The following is a 21,189-nucleotide window of genomic DNA, read 5'->3' on the forward strand; positions in this document are numbered from 1 at the left end:
CTCAAAAAGCCAGCTCGAGTCCGGCGCTCACCGCCGCACTGCGGGGATAGCTGTCGCCGTCCACGTCGACGCTGTCCAGCGTCCAGGCAACATCCAGGGTGAACACACGAAACAGGGTCGTACCCAGGCTCACATAGTTCAGCTCGCTGCCGGAGAAATTGCGATGGAAACCGGCCCTGAAGCCAGGCATCAGCCAGCTGTCGGGGATGTAGCCGCCGGAAACGCTCAGCCAGCGGTGCGGATCACCGATGGGGTCATTGGTCTCGTTGACGTCCAGGGAGCCAGCCAGCATCCAGCGCCGGGTGGCAAACGGAAACCAGGCACCCTCTACCGTCAGCTTCGGCGCCATTTCGTAGGTTTCGTTGAGATCGATCCGGTCGCCGAAGAAAGCGGCTGACTGGCAGTTGGCCTGCCGCAGCCCGCTGAGACGATCACAGCTTCTTCCGATACGCGGGTAGTCGAACTCCGGGCTGTTGAGATTCGCCAGGGTTGCACCCAACTGATAGTTGGATGCAACCCAGAGCACGCCCACGTCCAGCCCGAACGCACTGCTCCTGCGGGTGTTGGCGTCGTACTCATCGCTGAGCACGTCACCCAGATCTTCGTCGCTGTCCACGTCCTGCAGGGCGATCACCGTCTTGGACAGCTCCGCCTCGTAGTGAACCAGACGGACTCCGGCATGCAGCCGACCTTCCGGCAGTTCGAGTACCGGGCGGCCATAGCTCACGCCAACTTCGCGCCAACGCCCGCCCTTGACGTAGACGGCTGATTCGGTCTCGATGATATCCTGATCGCTGTTGTACACTAGGGGATCATCAAGAAAACTCACCCGGGCCTGGCCGCCGTAGCGGATGTCCAGGGAGACCGTGCCACCCAGGGTCTCGTTGGAGACCACGAACGGAGTGAACGGGACCTGCGCCGAACCGTTGACCTTGATATAGCCTTCCTTGCCAAAATCCCGCAGCAGGCCCTGGAAACGATCGATGATGTCCTGGGCCTCACCCTGACCGATATCGTCCCGGTCGAGGATGTCCAGCAGATCCTCCACCTCCTCGGAAAAATCGTCAGCGTCGCCCAGTTCATAACCGAGTGCCACTGGGCCGATCAGCGCAAAGCGGAATCCGGGGCGCTCTGCACCAGAACCGGCAGCGGGATTGCCGATCACCGATGTGGCGGTGCCCGGCGCGCTCACATTGCCGTAGGTCAAGGCGGGGCCTGAGCGGATCAAATCAGGCCCGGCTTGAGCCTGGGTTGCAAACACGCAAAAAGCGGCCGTGCCGGCCAGAAAGGATAAACGCAGTGGTTTCATGCCCTGCCCCTGAAGTGTCCGGGTTTACGACCCGGTGTCTTTATGACCTGCTGGCTGTGCCCGGCGAGACACCGCACACAGACGAACCATTCGGGGCGACCATACCGCCAAACACTTCACAACGACTGCGATCGGGTTGGCAGTTCATCCGCAAAAAAAACGGAGCACCGCGGTTCGCGGCACTCCGTTGGAAGGGCATCATCTGGTCCTTGCCTTAGATTCGCCTCGCTGCGGCGGTCAAGCAGTGACTGGGACTGCTTCCCGGTCCCGGCGGCGTTTCTGTATCCACCAGATTAGCGCCAGCAAGACGAGCGCCGGGATGAAGAACAGTCGGCGATCGGGCCGATCCGCCGGGACAAGTAAACCGGTGATCTGCATCCCCATGTCCAGACCGAGGCGGTCCGCCTGGCTACCGAAGCGCACATTGCTGATCTGCACCTGCTCACCCATGGCCATGGTGAGGATGCCGGCGCGCTGCAACCGATCGCTCACGGAGCCCTCGTCGCTACCCAGGGGCAGCATCACCGCCTTGGAGATGTCGCGGCCTTCGGCGTCGATTCCCTCCACCCACATGCGCAGGTGGCCACCTGCCGGCTCCTGCTCCACCATTTCCTCAAGCTGGGTCGCGGAGAGCTGGTCATACTCCGGGTGGATCATGTCCATCCAGAACCCGGGCCGGAACAGGGTGAAGGCGACCAGCAGCAAGGCAGCGGCCTCGTACCATCGCGAGCGGGTGACGAACCATCCCTGGGTAGCCGCCGCGAATACCAGCATTGCAATGGTCGCACTGACAAAGGTCAGTATCAGGTCCACCGGCCCGCCGATATCCATGAGCAACAACTGCGTGTTGAAGATGAACAGGAAGGGAAGTGCCACCGTCCGCAAGCTGTAGTAGAACGCGTACACCCCGGTCCAGATGGGATCACCCCGTGACACGGCGGCAGCAGCAAACGATGCCAGACCCACCGGTGGCGTCACATCCGCCATGATGCCGAAATAGAACACGAACAGATGCACCGCAATAAGCGGCACAATCAGACCGGACTGTGCGCCCAGATCCACCACGATGGGTGCCATCAGCGTGGCAACGATGATGTAGTTCGCGGTGGTGGGCAGGCCTAGCCCGAGAATCAGGCTCAACATGGCCACCATCACCAGCATTACCATCAGGTTGCCTCCGGAGAGGGTTTCCACCACTTCGGTCAGCACAAGCCCCACGCCGGTCATGGCCACGGTGCCGACAATGATGCCTGCCGCAGCAGTGGCGACGCCGATACCCACCATGTTGCGGGCACCCTGCACCATGCCGTCGAGCAAATCCCAGACCCCGACCCGGAAAGCCGCCATGAACTCGCCGCGACGACGGAAGAAAGCCATGATCGGGCGTTGCGTCAGCACAATGAAGATCAGGAAGGTCACCGCCCAGAACGCCGCCAGCCCCGGAGAGAGGCGTTCGACGATCAGGGCCCAGATCAGCACCACCAAGGGCAGTATGAAGTGCAGCCCGCTGTTGATGGTCGCTTTGGGCTCGGGCAGCTCGAAGATCGGTGCGTTCGGGTCGTCGACATGTAACTCGGGGAAGCGAGAGGCGTTCCATAGCAAGCCGATATAGGCAGCGAAAACACCGACCCCAACAATGACATTGGCGAAATCGCCGAACACGACCCGCAGCCATCCGATACCGTAATACACCACGCCCGACAGGATCAGCAAGCCGAGAACCGTGGTTGAGTAGGCGAACAGCTTGTTCCAGAAGGGTGTTTGTACCTTGGGCGGAATGCCCTTCATGTCCGCCTTCATGGCCTCGAGATGCACGATGTAGATCAGTGCAATGTAGGAGATGATTGCCGGCAGAAATGCGTGGCGTATGACTTCCACGTAAGGGATGCCCACGTACTCCACCATCAGGAAGGCCGCCGCCCCCATGACGGGCGGCATCAATTGCCCGTTGACGGAGCTGGCCACCTCAACCGCACCGGCTTTCTCGGCCTTGAAGCCAACCCGCTTCATCAACGGTATGGTGAATGTCCCGGTGGTCACCGTATTGGCGATGGAGGAGCCGGAGATCAGCCCAGTCATGCCAGAGGCCACCACCGCGGCCTTTGCCGGCCCACCACGCAGATGACCCAGCAGTGAAAAGGCCACCTGTATGAAGTAGTTGCCCGCCCCTGCGCGATCAAGCAATGCGCCGAACAGCACGAACAGGAACACGAAACTGGTGGACACCCCCAAGGCGATACCGAACACACCCTCGTTGGACAGCCAGTACTGGGAAGCGGCCCGGTTGAACGATGCGCCCCGATGGGCGATCAGGTCGGGCATGTAGGGGCCGAGGAAGGTGTAGACCAGGAAGATCACAGCGATGATGGTGAGCGCCGGGCCCAGCGCGCGTCGCGTCGCCTCCAGCAGGGTCACCATCCCAACGCCCGTGACGATGAGATCCATCATCGACGGGCGCCCGGACCTGCTTCCGATCTCTGCGTAGTACAGGAAGAGGTACAAGGCACAGAAGCCGGCGGCCAGGGCCAGCGCCCAGTCCGCCAGGGGAATTCGTCTGGGGTCGGACGGCACCAGGCTTGAATAGGCCGCCAGGGCAAACACAATGCCCATGCATAGCATGACTATGGGCCGTGTGCCCACCGCCATGTCGAATTGCAGGGCTGTGGCATAGGCAAGCGTCGCAACGGCTGCGACGACATATAGCCAGCCTGTGAGCCGCAGGCCGCCCCGTTGAGAAGTCGTCAGCCCCGGAAAAGCGAGGAAGGCAAGGACCAACGCAAAGGCCAGGTGCACGGAGCGTGCTTCGGTATCGGACGTGATACCCCAGCCGATCATGTAGGGGATGGGTGACGCGATCCATACCTGGAAAAGAGACCAGGCAAGTGCGGTCAGATACAGGAGCTTGGCGGTATAGCCCATGGGCTCTCGCCCGCCCACGTCCACCTTGAGCATTTCTTCCGTGCCGTTGTTACCAGGTTCAGCCGCAGTTTTTTCCGACACCTGTCATCTCCCTGTTCTGCCCTTTTTCTTATTCGATGGCCGTAAAAAACACGGCGGCCAGCGGCCGCCGTGCGATGGCTCTCTACATACCAACCGGCCTTAGTCGATCAGGCCAGCCTCACGGTAGTAACGCTCGGCGCCCGGGTGCAGCGGTGCGGACAGACCGGCGCTGACCATTTCTTCCTTGTCGAGCACGGAGAATGCCGGATGCAGACCCTGGAAGGTCTCGAAGTTCTCGAAGACGGCGCGAACCAGGTGATAGACCACGTCATCGTCTACATCGGCCGACGTCACCAGGGTAGCACCGACACCGAAGGTGCGGATGTCCTCGTCATGGTTCGGGTACATGCCCGCCGGCAACGTCGCGTGGAAGTAATACGGGTTCTCTTCCACCAGGTTGTCCACGACCTCGCCCGTGACGTTCACCAGGCGCGCATTACAGGTCGCTATGGGCTCCTGGATGGAGCCGGATGGATGACCCACCGTGAACAGAATGATGTCGATACGACCGTCACACAGTGCCGCAGCCTGTTCCCGGGACGGCAATTCCGAAGCCAGGGAGAAATCACTTGTCGACCAGCCGTACTCGTCCATCAGACGCTCGACGGTGCCGCGCTGACCGGAACCCGGGTTGCCGATATTCACCCGCTTGCCGCGAATCTGTTCGAAGTCCGTCACGCCGGCGTCGGGATGCGCCACGACGGTGAAGGGCTCGGGATGCAGGGAGAAGACCGCCCGCAGTTCCTCGTGGGCACCCTGATCCTCGAACTGATCCGAACCATTGTACGAGTGGTACTGCCAGTCGGATTGCACGACACCGAACTCGAGCTCACCCTCCCGCAGGGAGTTCAGGTTGAAGATGGAACCGGCGGTGGACTCCGCTGAGCAGCGAATACCGTGCTCGCTACGGCCCTGGTTCAGCAAACGGCAGATTGCTCCGCCGGTCGGGTAGTAAACGCCGGTCACGCCACCTGTACCGATCGTCGTAAAACGCTGCTGCGCTTCGGCGCTGGGTGAGGCGGCCAGCGTAGAGGCCGCGACCAGCAGGCCGGCGGCCAGACCATGCACTCCAAAACGTCCAATTCGCGTTGCCAAGGTGAACCTCCTAGATCTCTTTTGGTTTATTCCATGTGTTGGCACTTCTGATGGCAGCAGCGGGACTGCTACGCCACCCTTACTGACACTATATATGCGATTGCCGACAACGCTACCGTCGTTTGCCCGGTTCGGCAGATCGTTGATCCAACGGCGTCCCCCACGCCACCGCCTTGCGAGACGTGCCTGCTGCGGGGGCATCGTCTACCCTACTGCAGAGGGCGTTACACAACAGCCGCACCCTGCAATCGCCCTACTAGTAATATCCACAGACAGAAAAATGTACAAGCTTTCATGTCACCGCGACACGACAGCACGCCGAAGAACAAACCCATGGAGAGTATCGTGAACGACAGGACCAGCACCGGACGCCGCGGGCAGTCGCCTGATATCCATCTGAATTTGAATGTGCGGGGCCTGGGCCAGTCCGCCACTCTGGCCATCAACGAGCGCAGCGCGGAACTTGCCGCCTCGGGCCGCCACGTATTCCGTTTTGGCCTGGGCCAGTCGCCCTTCCCCGTCCCCGAGCCGGTTGAGAACGAGCTCAAGAGCAATGCTCACCAGAAGGACTACCTGCCGGTCAAGGGGCTGCGAACACTGCGAGAGGCGGTGGCCGATTATCACCGCCGCACCCAGGGGATCGAGGTCAACGCCGACGATGTGCTGATCGGCCCCGGGTCGAAGGAACTGATGTTCATCCTGCAACTCGTCTACTACGGCGATCTGGTCATCCCCACGCCGAGCTGGGTGTCCTATGCGCCCCAGGCACATATCATCGGCCGTCAGATCCGCTGGCTGGATACCCGCGCCGAGAACGACTGGCGACTGCTGCCCGAAGAATTGGAGAAGCTCTGCAAGAAGGATCCCACCCGACCGCGGATCCTGATCCTGAACTATCCCAACAATCCCACTGGCGACACCTACACCGCCGACGAACTGAAGGCGCTTGCGGCCGTGGCGCGGCGCTACAAGGTGGTACTGCTCTCGGATGAGATTTACGGCGGGGTCCACCACCGGGGCCAGCATGTGTCTGCGGCGCGCTTCTATCCCGAGGGCACCATCATCAGCGGCGGGCTCAGCAAATGGTGCGGCGCCGGGGGCTGGCGGCTCGGCACCTTCGCCTTCCCGCGTGGACTGCGCTGGCTGCTTGATGCCATGGCGGTGGTGGCCAGCGAGACCTTTACCTCCACGGCGGCACCAATCCAGTATGCGGCAGTCCGTGGATTCTCCGGCGGGCTCGAGATCGAGCGCTACCTCAATCAGTCGCGGCGCATACTGCGCGCTCTGGGCAACCACTGCTGGCAACAACTCACCAGCAAGGCCGGCTGCGGCATGCCCAAACCCAAGGGCGGCTTCTACCTGTTCCCGGATTTCAGCCGCCATCGCGAAGCCTTCGCCACCAAGGGCATTCGCACCAGCGCCGATCTCTGCGACCGCATTCTGGAGGACACCGGTGTTGCCATGCTGCCAGGCAGTGCATTCGGGCGGCCGGAAACCGAGCTGTCAGTCCGTATGGCCTATGTGGATTTTGACGGAGCAAGAGCGCTGGCTGCGGCTGAGGAACCCGAATTCCAGCAGGAACTCGACCTCGCATTTCTGCAGACCTACTGCCCCAATGTGACTGACGGAATTGATCGCCTTGTCGAGTGGGTAAACGCCAACGGCTGAGGTCCCTTAACAGACGTTGGCAGCCCCATTAGCCCGACTAGTCGATGGGACAACGACGCGCGTATCGCCGTGGCGCATACCAGCGATACAGCGCCTCAAGGGGCCGCAACAGGCCCAGACCACGCACCACGCGTGCCAGCCAGCGCCAGTAAGGCAGCTGAGCCCAGACCATGGCGAAGCCGTCGACGCCGCTGCGCAGACGGCCCTGCTCATCCAGCGCATGGAAACGCCGCATGGCAGTGTCCCAGTCCACGCCGGTCCCATCCAGAGCCTCGGGCTCGGCAACAATGTCACGCCAGTCGATGGCATCATTCCGATCCAGCCGTCGATAGTGGGCGATCTCCCGCCGGCAGATGGGGCATCCACCGTCATAAAAGACCACGGGGCGTCTTGGCGTACTCATTTTGCCTTCTCCTCGCGCCGCGCCATCAGCATGTAGTTGACGCTGAGGGATGGCGACAACCACATGCGGCGGTTCAGCGGGTTGACCTTGACGCCGGTGCGCTCGACAACCGCAAGCCTGCCCTCTTGCAGCAGCGCGGTGAGTTCGGCCGGCGTCGGAAAACGTCGCCACTGGTGGGTGCCCCTGGGCAGCAGGCGGAACAGGTATTCCGCACCGACAATCGCGACCACGAACGAGATCATGTTGCGATTAATGGTGGCGACGAAGGTATACCCGCCGGGGCGCACCAACGCGTTTACCGCTTGCATGAATGCGGACAGATCCGCCACGTGCTCGACCACCTCCATATTGAGCACGACGTCATACTGTTCGCTCCGCGTGGCCAGCGCCTCGGCGGTGGCCACCTGATAATCGATGGAAAGCCCCTGCTCCCTTGCATGACCCTGCGCCACCATGATGTTGGTGTCGACCACGTCAACCCCATGGACGGTGGCACCCATTCTCGCCATGGACTCACTGAGCAACCCGCCGCCGCAGCCGATATCCAGCACCCGCAGCCCCTGCAGGGGCTGCTCGGCGGTGGCATCCTGGTCAAGGGCGCGGCAGAGTTGATCGCGAATCCATGTCGTACGCAGTTGGTTCAGAACGTGCAGCGGCCAGAGCTTGCCGTCCTCCTGCCACCACATGTCGGCCAGCCGGCGATAACGGTCGACCTCGGCCGGGTCAACGGTGGCGTCATTCACTGATTCCTGGCGCATGATGACTCCGCAAACAGAACTCGTACGAACTCGGACAAGCGCTTCCGTGCGGCGTTCCTTCGGGGTGGCGAGAGCGATCTCGCAAGGGCACAATGCCCGCCATGGAAACAAGTGCAACCCTCGCCCCCAACCTGGTTCTGCTCGCCCTGATTGGCCTGTTCGGCGCCGCCGCCTATTACGTGCATCGGGAGTTGGCGCGTCGTGTCCCACCGGGTCGTGCCCTGCGCAACACGCGCATCATCCTTGGAGCGACAGCAGTGGCTTTCGGCTGGATCACGGCTCGTGTAGTCGGGCTGACCAGCCCCGGGCTGAACTTCTTCCTGGTCTTTCTGGCCTCGGCGGCCGTGGTGCATGTGCCAGCGGCCTGCATACTCTGGCTGAAGGCCGAGAAGGCCCGTCAGGAACGTGACGACTGACCGTCGGCAACCGTGGACTGGCGACTCAGCAGGAAGTGGCCTCGCGCCGTCGCCACCACTGTCCGTGACTCCGCCCCCTGCCAGCACTCCACCGCCGCATTGACCACCCGCTGGCCCTGGCGCAATACGGTACAAGCCGCGTACACGTGTTCAGGCCTGCCAGGACGCAGATAGTCGATGGAGAAATCGATGATTCTCGGAACCACGGCTGTCTCGAACGTCCACAGCATGTGGACGATGGCGGCGTGCTCGGCGAAGGCACCAATAACACCACCATGCAGGGCGGGTAACCGTGGGTTGCCGATATTGTCGTGGCTGTAGCGCAGACGGAAGATCAGCTCCTCGTCCTGCTCGCGAAAATCGATCCCGAGAAACTCGCCGTAGGGAAACAGGCCCATGACCGCCGCATGGTCGCCGCGACGTCGCGCATCCGCCACGATTTCAAGCACGTCCATCATGCCGATATCGCCTGCCCCAGCCGCATGAAGCTACTCATGCTGACCGCAACCGGGTTGTCGTCATCGCCGTCATGGGCCACACAGCGCACGAAAGCAACGCTGCGGGTCACCTTGTAGCAGATCGCCTCGCAATGCAGCGTTCGACCTGGCTGGGCGGTTCGCAGATGATCGATGCGCAGATCAAGGGTGGCCACCGCCTCGGGCGGATCAATGGCAATAATGGCGGCGGCACCACTGGTCTGGTCGATAGCGGTGGTGATCACACCACCGTGGATGACTCCCGTGCCGGGATTACCCACCAGTTCGTCGCGATAGGCAAGACGGGTCGACAGACTACTCGCCCCCACCTGATCCAGTTCGATGCCCAGCCGACGGCCGTGGGGCAGCAGGGAGAAGAAATGCCGCGCCACCTCCCACTGCAAGGCGCTGGCATCGTCGGTCATGGAGACGCCCCATCGGATTCATCGTCGTCATCCCAGAGACCGGATTCGTCGGCAGCAACAATGACGGCTTCCAGGTCTGCCTGGAGTTCCAGGGGCGGCAGCTCGACACCGTCCAGGGCGGCATCCCAGTTCACGCCAACGCGCAGGCCATCCTGCTGAAGCCCTGGTAGCCAGTCCTCCAGCAATTCGTCCAGCGCGATTGCCGTGGACGAATAGATACTCCACTCACCGGTTGCCGCGGCGTCCGCGCCTTCAACACTGGACCAGAGCGGTAGCACCATGACATCGGGATCCTCAGTGGATTCGGTCAAGGCCCAGCCCTCATCGTCCTGCAGCGCATAGACGGTTCCGTTCTCCACCGCCTCCTGCAGGAAACCCTGCATGGCTGGATCCAGCGACGAGAAATCAGTCATGTCCATGATGGTCTCTCCGGCTTGCGAATGGGCGCTACTGTACGCGCAACCATGGCCGATACGAAAGCGGTTGCGACGCCTTGATCGTGGCCGTCCGGGCACCCGCGGAATTAGTCCGATTGCAGACTTTCCCCGCCTGTTGTGGTGCAATGCGCACGGTTTCGAATCCTCCGGGGTACTCCGTGCAGCGGCAACTGACAATTCTCGCGCCCCTGGCCCTGGTCATGGCCGCCCTGTTCTGGGCCGGCAATGCGGTTGTGGGCCGGGGCGTCATCGACCTGATTCCGCCCATGGCGCTATCGTTCTGGCGCTGGGTCATCGCGTTCCTGGTCATACTGCCCTTCGCCCTGCCCCACCTGCGAGAGGCCGCACCCACCCTGCGCAACAATGTCGGCAAATTGTTTGTGCTGGCATTTCTCAGTGCCGGCATGTTCAACACGATTCTCTATCTTGCGGCGCACACCACAACGGCGGTGAACATCACCCTGGTCGGCGCAACCATGCCTATCGTCATCGGTGCCATCAGTTTCCTGATACTTGGCACCAGCTTGAGCCGCAGCCAAACGCTGGGGTTGGCCATCGCGATACCCGGTCTACTGGTCATCATCAGCGAGGGCAGGCCATCCACCCTGCTTGAGCTGCAATTCCGCGCCGGCGACCTGCTCATGCTGCTTGCGGTGACGAGCTGGGGGCTCTACTCCGTCTTGCTGCAGCGCTTCGGAATCCGGCTGCATCCTGTCGTCCTGCTGACCGCAATCGTGGCACTGGCCTTGCCTGTGGCGCTGACCTTCTACACGATTGAATGGCTGATTCTCCGGCAGGGTTTCGTACTCGACCGCAGCCTCGTCCTGGCACTCATGTACGTGGGTGTTTTTCCATCCCTGGGTGCCTACCTGGGCTGGAACTATGGCGTATCGATCCTCGGGCCGGCCCGCGCGTCCATGTTCATTTACCTGTTGCCAGTGTTCGGCGCGGCACTGTCCATCGCCTTTCTCGGTGAACATCTCGAGATATTTCATGGCATCGGTGCGCTGCTGATCCTGATCGGTCTGTACTTATCGACCTGGGTCCACCGCCGCTGATACGGGCCGGCCATGGCAATCGCTCAGCTCTGCCCAGACAGGTGCGACTGCGGCAGGCAAAGGCAGTAGTCGCCCCGGTTCGATGCCGGCGGGGTTGGGACCGTGGAAATCCGAGCCCACCGAGCCCAGCAAACCGTGTCGCAGGGCGTACCCCAGCGACTGGTCGACGCGACGACGGTCTGCAGTGCCAACCACCACCTCAAGGCCCTGACCACCCGCCTGGGTGAAGGCGGTTAGCAGGCGCTGCATCCACGCGCCGGTGAGCTTGTAGGCGAGGGGGTGGGCGAGCACCGCGATGCCGCCAGCAGCACGAATCAGGGATACCGCCGACTCCAGCGACATCCACTCGGCTCGCACATAACCGGCGCGCCCGCGACGCAGATAGCGGTCGAAGGCCTGCTGCACGGTCCGGGCCCAGCCGTGCTCCACCAGGTGACGTGCCAGATGCAGGCGTCCGGGCTGACCCGCGACCTCCTCTTCCATGACGCCGCCAAGGCCGGTGATGCCGCCCTTCTGCTCCAGCCTCTCCACCATCTGGGCGAAGCGCTGCCGGCGCAACTGCTGATTCCAGTCCAGGCCGTCTGTCAGGCGGGCATCGGCCGGATCAACACCGAGCCCCACCACGTGGATCTCGCGCCGCTCCCACAGGGTGGAGATCTCGACACCGGCAACAAGCTGCATCCCCAACGGCCCAGCCGCAGTCAACGCCTCGGGCAGACCGCTCAGCGTGTCATGATCGGTCAGAGCCAGAACGCGAACACCGGCTCCGGCCGCCCGCTCAACCAGTTCAGCCGGGGGCAGGCGTCCATCGGAAGCGGTTGAATGGGCGTGCAGATCAATGCTGGATGCAACAGACATGGCAACTCGCACTCCATACAGGGTTGTCTATGATAACGTCTTGCGCCCTGGGGCGGTGTCACCCGAAAAAAGGAACGCGGAACAGAGTCTGTGCAGGAAGACGAAACAACCACCTCTCCCAACCAGGCCAGGGCCAACCTCCAACTGAGGGATGGGCAGCTTGTCTGCACCGGCGCCTGGACCTCGCTGCGTCTGTTTCCCCTGCGCACCCGGCTGCGGCGTCTGCGTGCCGGCGCCGAACGTATCAGCCTGGATACCAGCGGCGTGGGGCTCATGGACACGGCGGGCGGCTATTATCTGAACCGCATTCTCGCGGAGCTTGAGCGCGGCGGTGCCACTGTTGATACCAGCCTGGTGCCGGAGCGCCACAAACAGCTCATGGCGCTGGCTGCACGACATGCGAAACCGCCGCCCGAACAATCGCGAACCCTCAACTTCATCGCCACCGTGGGCGAAGTCACGGTCCACGAACTCCGGCTGTTGCTGGGCTTTCTGAGCTTTGTGGGAGACGTGGCCGCCCGCAGCCTGCCTTCCCTGCTGATGCCTCACCGGCTGCGGTGGAAGCAGATCATCGCGGAAATGGAACTCGCCGGCGCCCGCGCCGTTCCGATTCTCGCGTTACTGTCCTTTCTCACCGGTGTGGTTATTGCCTACCAGGGCGGTACACCGCTGGAAGATTTCGGCGCGACCATCTTCATGGTGGAGTTGGTGGCAATCACGATACTCCGGGAGATGGGCCCACTGATGACCGCGATCATCGTTGCAGGGCGCACCGGGTCCTCCTACACCGCGCAGATCGCGACCATGCGCATCACCGAGGAAATCGACGCCCTGCGCAGCCTGGGTGTCGGCCCCTACGAGATGCTGGTGCTGCCAAAGGTGATTGGCCTGGTTCTGGTCCTCCCCCTGCTGACAATCCTTGCCAATGCCATGGGTCTGCTCGGCGGCCTGGTGGTGGCCACCACCTTCTTCGATATCCCGGCCGCGGACTTCTTGCAACGGGTCCCGGAGCAGGTCGCGAGCAGCAACCTCTGGGTGGGGATCATCAAGGCCCCGATATTCGCCGCCACCATCGCCCTGATTGCCTGCTACCAGGGTTTTGCTGCCCGCGGCGGCACCGCCAGCGTCGGCCATGCGACGACCCGCAGCGTGGTCCAGGGCATTTTCCTCGTCATTGTACTCGACGCCATCTTCGCGGTGATCTTCACCCAGGTGGGAATCTGAGTCATGGCCACACGTAAAGCGGTCATCGAAGTGCGCGGTCTGGGCACGGTGCTGGGCGGCCAGACCATCCATGATGCCCTGGACCTGGACGTGACAGAGCGTGAGGTGCTGGCTATCGTCGGCGGCAGCGGCTCGGGCAAGACCGTGCTGCTGCGGGAATTGAGCCTGCTAATGGAGCCGACCAAAGGCTCGATTCGCCTGTTCGGGGAGGATCACCGCAAACTCAGGGGCGAGCGCCTGCGGGATTTTCGTGCTGATATCGGGATCATGTTTCAGCAGGGCGCCCTGTTCACCGGCATGTCGGTACTGGAGAACGTGGAGTTTCCACTCAAGGAGCATACCCGGCTGGACCGCAGCAGTCGGGCGGAACTGGCAATGATCAAGCTAAGCCTGGCGGGTTTTCCGCAGGATGGCTGCCACAAGAAACCGGCTGAACTCAGCGGTGGCATGGTAAAACGCGCCGCATTGGCCCGGGCACTTGCACTGGACCCGGCATTGCTGTTTCTTGACGAACCCACCGCCGGGCTTGACCCTGTCACGGCAGCGGCATTCGACGATCGGATTCTGGAACTGCGTGATCTTCTCGGACTCACAGTCGTATTGGTCACCCATGATCTGGATTCACTGTGGCGCATTTCAGACCGGGTGGCGTTTCTGGCCCGCAAACGTGTTCTCATGGCGGCAAGCATTGCGGACATCAGCCGCTCCGACGAGACCGAGATCAGAGCCTATTTCCAGGGACCGCGCCAGGGCGGACGACCGGAAAACGACGAGAGCGTCCAGGGAGACTGACCCATGGAGACGAAAGTCAGCTACACGTTGGTGGGATTGTTCGTGCTGGTGCTGGGCGCAACCCTTGCAGCCGGGGCCATCTGGCTCACTGCCGACTTCACCACGTACGACTATGAGACCTATTCCGTCTATTCCCGTGAGTCGGTCAGCGGCCTGAACAGGAACTCCCCCGTTACCTATCGCGGCGTCACCGTGGGCAGGATTCGCGACGTTCGGCTCTACGACGATGACCCGGAGCAAGTCCACATACTGGTGGATATCCGCCCCGGCACCCCGTTGCGCGAGGACACCCTGGCCCAGATCACCAGCCAGGGACTGACCGGCATCAGTCTCATGGAGCTCACCGGCGGCACCGTGGATGCGGCGCCTCCTCCACAGCCCGATGGCGAACCCTATCCCGTGATCGGCACCGCGCCGTCGCTGATCAGCCGACTGGATGATGCACTGACCCAGGGCCTGCGCACCCTGGAAAGCATTGAGGAATCCATCCGCGCCGTGCTCAGCGAGGACAACCTGACCGCCTTCGGCAATATTCTCGGCAACGTGGATGAGCTCACCACGGAACTGACCACCACCACGCGACGCCTGGACGGTGTGCTGGAAGGTGCCAACAAGCTGCTGGACGACACCGGGGAACTGGGCACCCGGCTGCCGGAGACGCTGGCCCGGGTAGACGACACGCTACTGTCCTTCCAGACGCTGGCACAAGACCTGGGTGTTGCCGGCAATGAGGTTGCCATCGCAAGCCGTGAAGGCGCCCGTAGCCTCGATGAACTGGGACGCGCCACCCTGCCCCAGCTCAATGAACTGATGCGGGAAATCGAGGATCTCACCAGCGGGATGAGCCGGCTGGCCAACGAATTGGCGGAGAATCCCAACCTGCTGATCTTCGGACGGCCCCGCCGGGAACCCGGACCTGGAGAGGAGTAACCCATGCCGGGCAATGCACTACGGTATCTGACGAGCCTCTGCGCCGCCCTGTTGCTGGGCGGCTGCATGGCACTCAACACCCCGGAAGAGGCATCGACCTTCTGGGAACTTCGCATGAATAACCCGCCCGCAGCCAACAGCCCTGCGGCAGCCGGCGGGCTGATCGTCGCCCGGGTGCGCGCCGAGGCCAACCTGGATACCACCGCGATGCTCTATCGCGAAGCCGATTACGAACCGCGTTACTATGCCCGCAGCCGGTGGATAGACCGGCCGACACGGCAACTGCAGACTGCCCTGATCGACGGGCTGGAAGCAGCCGGAACCGCCGACGTGATACTGCGGGCGCCCACACAACTCTCAGCCCGGTATCGGTTGGAGACGGAACTGCTCGCCCTGGAGCATGACTATCGTGGCAACACCCCCCACGCCGTTCTGCGACTGCGTGTGCAAGTGCTGGATCAGGACCAGCGCAGCGTTCTCGCATCCCGGGTGATCAGTCTGCGGGAGCCAATGACAGCCTCCGGGCCCGGTGCCGGGGTCGAGGCCGGCAATCGCGCCCTGGATGAGGCCATCGAGCGAATTCGCACCGTGATCGTTCAGGCGCTGGCCGACGCCGAATGACCCGGCCGTTCGCCGTCCGTTACACGGCTCAGGTGACGCCGGAAAGCTCCGAATCCGGATCGGCCAGCGCCGCGATGAATGCCTCGGCATAACGTGCCCGCTTGGTCTCTCCAACGCCGGGCAGGGCGGCAAATTCCGCCATCGTCGCCGGACGCTGTTCCGCCATCGCCTGCAGCGTGCTGTCGTGGAAGATCATGTACGGAGGCACACCCTGCTCATCCGCCAGACGGCGACGGCAGGCTCGCAGTGCATCCCAGAGCCGTTCGCTCTTCTCGTCGATGAAGCGTCGCCCCAGCGTGCCGCTCCGCTTGCTCCGGCCTTCGGGGTCGCGCCGCAGCGTCAGCGTCTCATCACCGCGCAACAACCCGCGACAACGCTCCGACAAGCGCAGACTCCCATAGCCATCGGCATCGACAGTGAGATAGCCGAAGGCCAGCAACTGCCGGAACACGGAACGCCAGACCTTGGCGGAGTGGGCGCTGCCGATGCCCCAGGTGCTCTGCTGGTCGTGGCCGAAACGCTTGATCCGGTCACTGTCCTTGCCGGTCAACACGTCCACCAGGTGCGCCACGCCGAAGCGCTGCCCGGTCCGGTACACGCAGGAAAGCGCCATGCGCGCCGCCTCGGTGGCATCCCAGGTGGTCGGTGGCCAGAGGCAGGTATCACAGTTGCCGCAGGGTTCGGGCAGGGTCTCGTCAAAATAGGCCAACAGCCGCTGCCGCCGGCAAACCGTGCCTTCGCAGAAGGCGAGCATCGCTTCGAGCTTTTGCCTCTCGACGCGTTTGCGCTCGTCTGAAGCGGCCGACTCTTCCAGCAACTGGCGCAGCATGGCCACGTCCTGGTGGCCATAGACCATCCATGCGCTGGCAGGCAAACCGTCACGCCCTGCCCGGCCCGTTTCCTGGTAATAGGCCTCCAGGCTGCGTGGCAAGTCCAGGTGCGCCACGAAACGCACATCCGGCTTGTCGATTCCCATGCCGAAGGCAATGGTCGCCACCATGATGACGCCGTCATCGCTGATGAATCGCTGCTGATTGGTCTGGCGCTGCTCCGCCGACAAGCCGGCGTGATAGGGCAAGGCATTCCATCCGCGCTCCCGCAACCACTCCGCGGTCTCATCCACCCGCCGGCGTGACAGGCAGTAGACGATGCCGGCATCCCCCGGATGCTCCCGCCGCAGGAACTGCTCCAGCTGCTGCCGCGCGTTATTCTTGGGGGTCACCGTGTAGCGGATGTTGGGCCGATCAAAACTGCCGATAAACCGCCGCGCATCCGCGAGCCCGAGCCGGGCGGCAATCTCCTCCCGGGTGCGGTCATCCGCCGTGGCGGTCAGGGCAATCCGGGGCACCGCCGGAAAGCGCTCATGGAGCATGGAGAGTTGCAGGTATTCCGGCCGGAAGTCATGCCCCCACTGAGAGACGCAATGGGCTTCATCAATCGCAAACAGGGAGATCTGCGCGCGCTCGAGCAGGGACTGCATGCGCGGGGTCAGCAAACGTTCTGGTGCGCAGTAGAGCAGATCAAGCTCACCGCGCAGCAACGCCTGTTCCACGGCGCGGCTCTCCTCCGCGGTCAGCGCAGAATTCAGGCAGGCTGCCTGCACTCCCGATTGCACCAGGGCCTGCACCTGATCCTGCATGAGGGCGATAAGCGGCGAGACGACAATGGCGGTACCAGCGCGCACCAGGGCAGGAACCTGAAAACATAACGACTTGCCGCCGCCGGTGGGCATCAGGACCAGGGCGTCGCCGCCGTCGCTGACGTGGTGAATCACCTCTCCCTGCAAGGGACGGAATGACGCGAAACCGAAAACGTCCCGGAGCACTTGTGTCGGCGATGGCTGGCTGATGGCATCCATGGCGGCAAATGGTATCAGACGCGAATCGTCGACGACGGGGTCACGACTACCCCTAAGCTGATACTTCACATGCGTTTACTCCCATAAGCCCCTGTTGCATTATTGATTCAGTCATCCTTAACGCCGAGGACAATCCGACATCATGGGAATCAACCTCACCTGGATTGCGGCCCTGGTCGCTGCCGGCGGCGCTGGGCTGCTGGTGTTGGGTGTCGTGCGGCTTTACCGCCTGCGCATCGTTGCCGGTTGCGGGCATTGCACTATCGGTGCGGCGCTTGCTGCAGTGGGCGTGGCGGGCGTCGGCGCGGCGGCGAATCTGCACAGCTACGACCGACTCACCCATGAACGACCCGTGATGGAGATCCGCTTCGTGGAAAACCAGCCACGGCAGTACACGGCGCTGGTCTACCACGAGGGCAGCGCCGACGTGCAGCGCTTCGACATCAGCGGGGATGAGTGGCAACTGGACGCGCGCATCCTCAAGTGGACGGGGCCAGCCATTATCAGTGGGCTGGACAGCTACTATCGGCTGGAACGCCTCAGCGGGCGCTATCGCGACGTGGACTCCGAGCGCAGCCTGAATCGCAGTGTCTATGATCTTTCCGAAGGTGTGGGCATCGACCTCTGGCGCGTGGCCCGCGAACATCAGCGCTGGATGCCCTGGCTGGATTCCGTCTACGGCAACGCCGCCTACCTGCCCATGAGTGACGAGGCCCGCTTTCAGGTCACCGTGACCCAGGCCGGACTGGTGGCCCGCCCCCTCAATGCCAACGCCCAGACGGCGGTGGAACGCTGGCGCTAGCACTGCGAGCGCCGCCTTGCCAAGCCGCGCCTTCGGGGCGCAGAAATGCAGCGAACTTCTGTTTCAGGACACTAGGCCCGGTATCGGGCGGCGAGAGCGACCCCCAGCACCGCGAGGCCAATGCCCACGATGGCCACCAGCCCGAGGCGCTCGCCAAACAGGATCCACGCCTCCACCGCCGTCACGGGCGGCACCAGATAAAACAGGCTGGCAACGCGGGACGCCTCGCCGCGGCGAATCATTGCCATCAATAACAGGATTGCCGCCACCGAAAGGCCAAGCACCAGCCAGGTCAGGGCGAACACGAACTGCGGCACCCACTGCACTTCCCTGGTCTCGAACAGAAAGGCAGCGACAGTCGTCACGGCGGCCGCGGCGACGAACTGGATGCAGGTTCCGGTGAGCAGATCAATGCCGGAGCAATGACGTTTCTGATAGATGGTGCCAACGGAAATGGCCAACAGGGCCACCAGCGCCAGCAGGATCGCTTCCGGGCCGAAACCCGCGAACAGGGCATCGGCAGAGGTATCAATCTTGTCGCCAAGCACAAGCACGATGCCGATCAGGCCGAGCCCGATTCCCAGCCACTGCACGGCGGCTATGCGCTCGCCCAACCAGGGCCGGGCAAGCAATGCCGTGACCAATGGCTGCAGGCCCACGATCAGGGCCGCCACGCCCGCAGGCATACCGCGATAGATGCTGTAGAAAACACCGCCCAGATAGATGGCGTGAACCAGAACGCCGGTCACCGCAACGTGGCCCCAGAGGCGCAGATCCCGGGGCCATGCGGCGCCGACCAGACGGACGATGACCAGCAACACGGCCACCGACGCAACAAACCGGATTGCGAGAAACGTCCATGGCTCCGCGTAGGGCAGGCCGTACTTTGCTCCGATGAAGCCGGTACTCCAGAGCAGTACGAACAGCACCGGCATGGCCCGCAGCAGCAGCCCCTGAGTGGATTGATTCACGACGCCTGTCCTGTTGTCACAGCCCGGCAGCCAGGCGGCTGCCTTCGTCAATTGCGCGCTTCGCGTCCAGTTCCGCCGCGATCCTGGCACCGCCGATGACGTGCACGGGCCGCCCAGAGCGTCGCAGGGGGCGCAGCAGCTCCTGGCGCGACAGCTGCCCGGCGCAAAGCACCACGGTATCAACGTCGAGCAAGCGCTGGCTGCCGTCCTCCAGGCGCAGATGCAGTCCGCTGTCGTCAATGGACTCGTACTGCACGCCGGCAAGCATCTCGACACCCTTGTTGCGCAGGGTCAGCCGGTGGATCCATCCGGTGGTCTTGCCCAATCGCGCCCCCGGCTTCTCCGCCTTGCGCTGCAGCAGGTAAACCTGCCGCGGCGAAGGGGTCGGGGCCGCCTCTGCCAGCGCACCCCGGGCACGGTACTCGGGATCAACACCCCACTCGCTAAGAAAGCGCGCGGTGTCGAGACTCGGCGAAGGCCCGGCATGGGTGAGGAATTCGGCGACGTCGAAGCCGATGCCGCCAGCGCCAACGATAGCGACCCGCTGACCAACCTGGGCTCCGCGCAGCAGCACATCAACATAGGACACCGCCTTTCGGTGCGGCAAACCGGGAATCTCCGGCAGCCGAGGAGATACGCCTGTGGCAATGACGAATTCCTCGAAGTCCTCTTCCAGCAGTTCACTGCCGCCAACCTCGGTCTCCAGTCGCAGGTCAACCCCGGTCTGGCGGATACGCTCACCGAAATAGCGCAGGGTTTCGCTGAATTCCTCCTTCCCCGGAATGCGCTTTGCCATGTTGAACTGACCACCGATCTCGGCAGCGGCATCGAACAGACTGACTTCATGGCCGCGCTCCGCCAGAACCGTTGCGCAGGCCAGCCCGGCGGGGCCAGCGCCAATCACAGCCACCCGCTTGGGAATCCGTGCCGGCAGGAAGTTGAGTTCGGTCTCATGGCAGGCTCGCGGATTGACCAGGCAGGTGGCGGTCTGCTTCTCGAAGATATGATCCAGACAGGCCTGGTTGCAGGCGATACAGGTATTGATCTCCTCCGAGCGCCCTTCCCGCGACTTGCGCACCCAGTCCGAATCGGCCAGGAACGGCCGCGCCATGGAGACCATGTCGGCATCGCCTTCGGCCAGCACGCGCTCGGCGATCTGCGGCATGTTGATCCGGTTGGTAGCAATCAGCGGTGTCTTCACCTCGCTCCGCAACCGCCGCGTGATCCAGGTGAAGGCTGCACGGGGAACAGATGTCTGGATCGTCGGGACACGGGCCTCATGCCAGCCGATGCCGGTGTTGATCAGTGTTGCACCGGCCTGCTCGACGGCCTTCGCCAGGGTGACGACCTCCTCCCACTCGTGGCCCTCTTCCACCAGGTCAAGCATGGACAGGCGGTAGATGATGATGAAATCCGGGCCCACGGATTCCCGAATTCCGCGCACGATCTCCACCGGGAAGCGCATGCGGTTCTCGAAACTGCCGCCCCACTGATCCTTGCGCTGGTTGGTGCGCGGCACCAGAAACTGATTGATGAGGTAGCCTTCCGAGCCCATGACCTCTACGCCGTCATAACCCGCTTCCCGTGCCAGCGCCGCGGAGCGGATGTAGGCACGGATCTGCGCCCGGACCCCGCGACCACTGAGAGCCCTTGGCCGGAACGGCGTGATCGGCGATTGTACCGCCGAGGGCGCGACAGCCAGTGGGTGGTAGGCGTAACGTCCGGCATGCAGGATCTGCATGCAGATCCTGCCGCCCTCGTCATGGACGGCATCGGTGAGCAGACGGTGGCGATGGACCTCCGAGCGGCTACTCAACTTGCCCGAGAAAGGTGCCAGCCAGCCGCGCCGGTTTGGCGCGATGCCGCCGGTGACAATCAATCCCGCCTCGCCCCGGGCTCGCTCCGCATAGAAAACGGCAAGTTTCTCGAAGTCCCGACGCCGATCCTCCAGGCCGGTATGCATCGAGCCCATGAGCACGCGATTGCGCAATTGCAGGAAGCCGAGATCCAGCGGCGCGAGCAGATGCGGATAGGAGTCCATGGTTGTCATTTTGGTCGTCCGTCTGTTGGTCGGCTGCGGCACACGCA

Annotated in this window: 20 protein-coding genes; 8 read left to right on the top strand and 12 right to left on the bottom strand. The window is 63.1% G+C overall.

Annotated features, from left to right (window positions below):
* Position 1: 1 nt before the first annotated feature.
* The 3 genes from J2T57_RS13140 to J2T57_RS13150 all read right to left on the bottom strand — a co-directional run bounded on the left by J2T57_RS13140 (position 2) and on the right by J2T57_RS13150 (position 5,404).
* Positions 2-1,309 carry a conjugal transfer protein TraF gene (locus J2T57_RS13140; protein WP_253479022.1) on the bottom strand — a complete coding sequence of 436 codons (1,308 nt, stop codon included), beginning with the start codon at positions 1,307-1,309 and terminating at the stop codon, positions 2-4.
* 237 nt (positions 1,310-1,546) lie between these two features.
* Positions 1,547-4,309: a TRAP transporter permease gene (locus J2T57_RS13145; protein WP_436262702.1), complete on the bottom strand. Its 2,763-nt coding sequence runs from the start codon at positions 4,307-4,309 to the stop codon at positions 1,547-1,549.
* A 99-nt stretch (positions 4,310-4,408) separates the two neighbouring features.
* Complete coding sequence (locus J2T57_RS13150; protein WP_436262703.1) at positions 4,409-5,404, bottom strand: TAXI family TRAP transporter solute-binding subunit; 996 nt, start codon at positions 5,402-5,404, stop codon at positions 4,409-4,411.
* A gap of 294 nt (positions 5,405-5,698) precedes the next feature.
* On the opposite strand from J2T57_RS13150, the gene J2T57_RS13155 reads away from it, so the two are divergent.
* Positions 5,699-7,072 (top strand): pyridoxal phosphate-dependent aminotransferase, encoded by a 1,374-nt coding sequence (locus J2T57_RS13155; protein WP_253479024.1) that lies wholly within the window; start codon positions 5,699-5,701, stop codon positions 7,070-7,072.
* 37 nt (positions 7,073-7,109) lie between these two features.
* On the opposite strand, the gene J2T57_RS13160 is transcribed toward J2T57_RS13155, so the two are convergent.
* Entirely contained in the window at positions 7,110-7,475 is a 366-nt protein-coding gene (locus J2T57_RS13160) for a thiol-disulfide oxidoreductase DCC family protein (RefSeq protein WP_253479026.1), read from the bottom strand.
* Positions 7,472-8,233 carry a bifunctional 2-polyprenyl-6-hydroxyphenol methylase/3-demethylubiquinol 3-O-methyltransferase UbiG gene (gene ubiG, locus J2T57_RS13165; protein ID WP_253479028.1) on the bottom strand — a complete coding sequence of 254 codons (762 nt, stop codon included), beginning with the start codon at positions 8,231-8,233 and terminating at the stop codon, positions 7,472-7,474. The genes J2T57_RS13160 and ubiG overlap by 4 nt, the downstream gene beginning before the upstream one ends.
* A gap of 101 nt (positions 8,234-8,334) precedes the next feature.
* Here ubiG and J2T57_RS13170 point away from each other — a divergent pair, with 101 nt between their 5' ends.
* A complete protein-coding gene (locus tag J2T57_RS13170; RefSeq protein WP_253479030.1) occupies positions 8,335-8,649 on the top strand; it encodes a hypothetical protein in 315 nt (104 codons plus the stop codon).
* Here J2T57_RS13170 and J2T57_RS13175 read toward each other — a convergent pair.
* Genes J2T57_RS13175 through J2T57_RS13185 form a run of 3 tightly spaced genes read right to left on the bottom strand, consistent with a single transcriptional unit; the run spans position 8,631 to position 9,969 of the window.
* A complete protein-coding gene (locus J2T57_RS13175; RefSeq protein ID WP_253479032.1) occupies positions 8,631-9,107 on the bottom strand; it encodes a PaaI family thioesterase in 477 nt (158 codons plus the stop codon). The two genes, J2T57_RS13170 and J2T57_RS13175, sit on opposite strands and share 19 nt — an antisense overlap.
* Positions 9,104-9,550: a PaaI family thioesterase gene (locus J2T57_RS13180; protein ID WP_253479034.1), complete on the bottom strand. Its 447-nt coding sequence runs from the start codon at positions 9,548-9,550 to the stop codon at positions 9,104-9,106. The genes J2T57_RS13175 and J2T57_RS13180 overlap by 4 nt, the downstream gene beginning before the upstream one ends.
* Positions 9,547-9,969 (bottom strand): DUF2750 domain-containing protein, encoded by a 423-nt coding sequence (locus J2T57_RS13185; protein ID WP_253479036.1) that lies wholly within the window; start codon positions 9,967-9,969, stop codon positions 9,547-9,549. Before J2T57_RS13185 ends, J2T57_RS13180 begins: the two co-directional genes overlap by 4 nt.
* A gap of 176 nt (positions 9,970-10,145) precedes the next feature.
* Here J2T57_RS13185 and J2T57_RS13190 point away from each other — a divergent pair, with 176 nt between their 5' ends.
* Entirely contained in the window at positions 10,146-11,045 is a 900-nt protein-coding gene (locus tag J2T57_RS13190; RefSeq protein WP_253479038.1) for a DMT family transporter, read from the top strand.
* Here J2T57_RS13190 and J2T57_RS13195 read toward each other — a convergent pair.
* Positions 11,019-11,903 carry a PHP domain-containing protein gene (locus J2T57_RS13195; protein WP_253479040.1) on the bottom strand — a complete coding sequence of 295 codons (885 nt, stop codon included), beginning with the start codon at positions 11,901-11,903 and terminating at the stop codon, positions 11,019-11,021. The two genes, J2T57_RS13190 and J2T57_RS13195, sit on opposite strands and share 27 nt — an antisense overlap.
* A 90-nt stretch (positions 11,904-11,993) precedes the next feature.
* On the opposite strand from J2T57_RS13195, the gene J2T57_RS22440 reads away from it, so the two are divergent.
* The 4 genes from J2T57_RS22440 to J2T57_RS13215 are packed head-to-tail and all read left to right on the top strand — an operon-like array spanning position 11,994 to position 15,470.
* Positions 11,994-13,127 (top strand): MlaE family ABC transporter permease, encoded by a 1,134-nt coding sequence (locus J2T57_RS22440; RefSeq protein WP_253479041.1) that lies wholly within the window; start codon positions 11,994-11,996, stop codon positions 13,125-13,127.
* 3 nt (positions 13,128-13,130) lie between these two features.
* A complete protein-coding gene (locus J2T57_RS13205; protein ID WP_253479043.1) occupies positions 13,131-13,919 on the top strand; it encodes an ABC transporter ATP-binding protein in 789 nt (262 codons plus the stop codon).
* Between the two features lie 3 nt (positions 13,920-13,922).
* On the top strand, positions 13,923-14,849 hold the full coding sequence (locus J2T57_RS13210; RefSeq protein ID WP_253479045.1) for an MlaD family protein: 927 nt from the start codon (positions 13,923-13,925) through the stop codon (positions 14,847-14,849).
* Between the two features lie 3 nt (positions 14,850-14,852).
* Positions 14,853-15,470, top strand: a complete 618-nt coding sequence (locus tag J2T57_RS13215; RefSeq protein WP_253479047.1) for an ABC-type transport auxiliary lipoprotein family protein — start codon at positions 14,853-14,855, stop codon at positions 15,468-15,470.
* A 28-nt stretch (positions 15,471-15,498) separates the two neighbouring features.
* Here J2T57_RS13215 and recQ read toward each other — a convergent pair whose 3' ends face one another.
* Positions 15,499-17,328 (bottom strand): DNA helicase RecQ, encoded by a 1,830-nt coding sequence (gene recQ, locus J2T57_RS13220; protein WP_253479049.1) that lies wholly within the window; start codon positions 17,326-17,328, stop codon positions 15,499-15,501.
* Positions 17,329-17,470: 142 nt separating this feature from the next.
* On the opposite strand from recQ, the gene J2T57_RS13225 reads away from it, so the two are divergent.
* Complete coding sequence (locus J2T57_RS13225) at positions 17,471-18,130, top strand: hypothetical protein (protein WP_253479051.1); 660 nt, start codon at positions 17,471-17,473, stop codon at positions 18,128-18,130.
* Between the two features lie 71 nt (positions 18,131-18,201).
* Here the strand turns inward: J2T57_RS13225 and J2T57_RS13230 are convergent, their stop codons facing one another.
* Together J2T57_RS13230 and J2T57_RS13235 are read right to left on the bottom strand one after the other, a co-directional pair.
* Positions 18,202-19,101: a DMT family transporter gene (locus tag J2T57_RS13230; protein WP_253479053.1), complete on the bottom strand. Its 900-nt coding sequence runs from the start codon at positions 19,099-19,101 to the stop codon at positions 18,202-18,204.
* Positions 19,102-19,117: 16 nt separating this feature from the next.
* A complete protein-coding gene (locus J2T57_RS13235; protein ID WP_301289377.1) occupies positions 19,118-21,151 on the bottom strand; it encodes an oxidoreductase in 2,034 nt (677 codons plus the stop codon).
* Positions 21,152-21,189 lie beyond the last annotated feature (38 nt).

Origin of the sequence: Natronocella acetinitrilica (assembly GCF_024170285.1) — a bacterium.
GTDB classification, from domain to species: Bacteria; Pseudomonadota; Gammaproteobacteria; order Nitrococcales; family Aquisalimonadaceae; genus Natronocella; species Natronocella acetinitrilica.

What these genes read in the sequence shown, in the direction of transcription:
- J2T57_RS13155 (WP_253479024.1), top strand. Translation starts at nt 5,699, where the DNA reads ATGTCACCGCGACACGACAGCACGCCGAAGAACAAACCCATGGAGAGT.
- J2T57_RS13175 (WP_253479032.1), bottom strand. Translation starts at nt 9,107, where the DNA reads ATGATGGACGTGCTTGAAATCGTGGCGGATGCGCGACGTCGCGGCGAC.
- J2T57_RS13215 (WP_253479047.1), top strand. Translation starts at nt 14,853, where the DNA reads ATGCCGGGCAATGCACTACGGTATCTGACGAGCCTCTGCGCCGCCCTG.
- J2T57_RS13185 (WP_253479036.1), bottom strand. Translation starts at nt 9,969, where the DNA reads ATGGACATGACTGATTTCTCGTCGCTGGATCCAGCCATGCAGGGTTTC.
- J2T57_RS13205 (WP_253479043.1), top strand. Translation starts at nt 13,131, where the DNA reads ATGGCCACACGTAAAGCGGTCATCGAAGTGCGCGGTCTGGGCACGGTG.
- J2T57_RS13225 (WP_253479051.1), top strand. Translation starts at nt 17,471, where the DNA reads ATGGGAATCAACCTCACCTGGATTGCGGCCCTGGTCGCTGCCGGCGGC.
- J2T57_RS13160 (WP_253479026.1), bottom strand. Translation starts at nt 7,475, where the DNA reads ATGAGTACGCCAAGACGCCCCGTGGTCTTTTATGACGGTGGATGCCCC.
- J2T57_RS13180 (WP_253479034.1), bottom strand. Translation starts at nt 9,550, where the DNA reads ATGACCGACGATGCCAGCGCCTTGCAGTGGGAGGTGGCGCGGCATTTC.
- J2T57_RS13235 (WP_301289377.1), bottom strand. Translation starts at nt 21,151, where the DNA reads ATGACAACCATGGACTCCTATCCGCATCTGCTCGCGCCGCTGGATCTC.
- ubiG (WP_253479028.1), bottom strand. Translation starts at nt 8,233, where the DNA reads ATGCGCCAGGAATCAGTGAATGACGCCACCGTTGACCCGGCCGAGGTC.
- J2T57_RS13170 (WP_253479030.1), top strand. Translation starts at nt 8,335, where the DNA reads ATGGAAACAAGTGCAACCCTCGCCCCCAACCTGGTTCTGCTCGCCCTG.
- J2T57_RS13195 (WP_253479040.1), bottom strand. Translation starts at nt 11,903, where the DNA reads ATGTCTGTTGCATCCAGCATTGATCTGCACGCCCATTCAACCGCTTCC.
- J2T57_RS13210 (WP_253479045.1), top strand. Translation starts at nt 13,923, where the DNA reads ATGGAGACGAAAGTCAGCTACACGTTGGTGGGATTGTTCGTGCTGGTG.
- recQ (WP_253479049.1), bottom strand. Translation starts at nt 17,328, where the DNA reads ATGGATGCCATCAGCCAGCCATCGCCGACACAAGTGCTCCGGGACGTT.
- J2T57_RS13140 (WP_253479022.1), bottom strand. Translation starts at nt 1,309, where the DNA reads ATGAAACCACTGCGTTTATCCTTTCTGGCCGGCACGGCCGCTTTTTGC.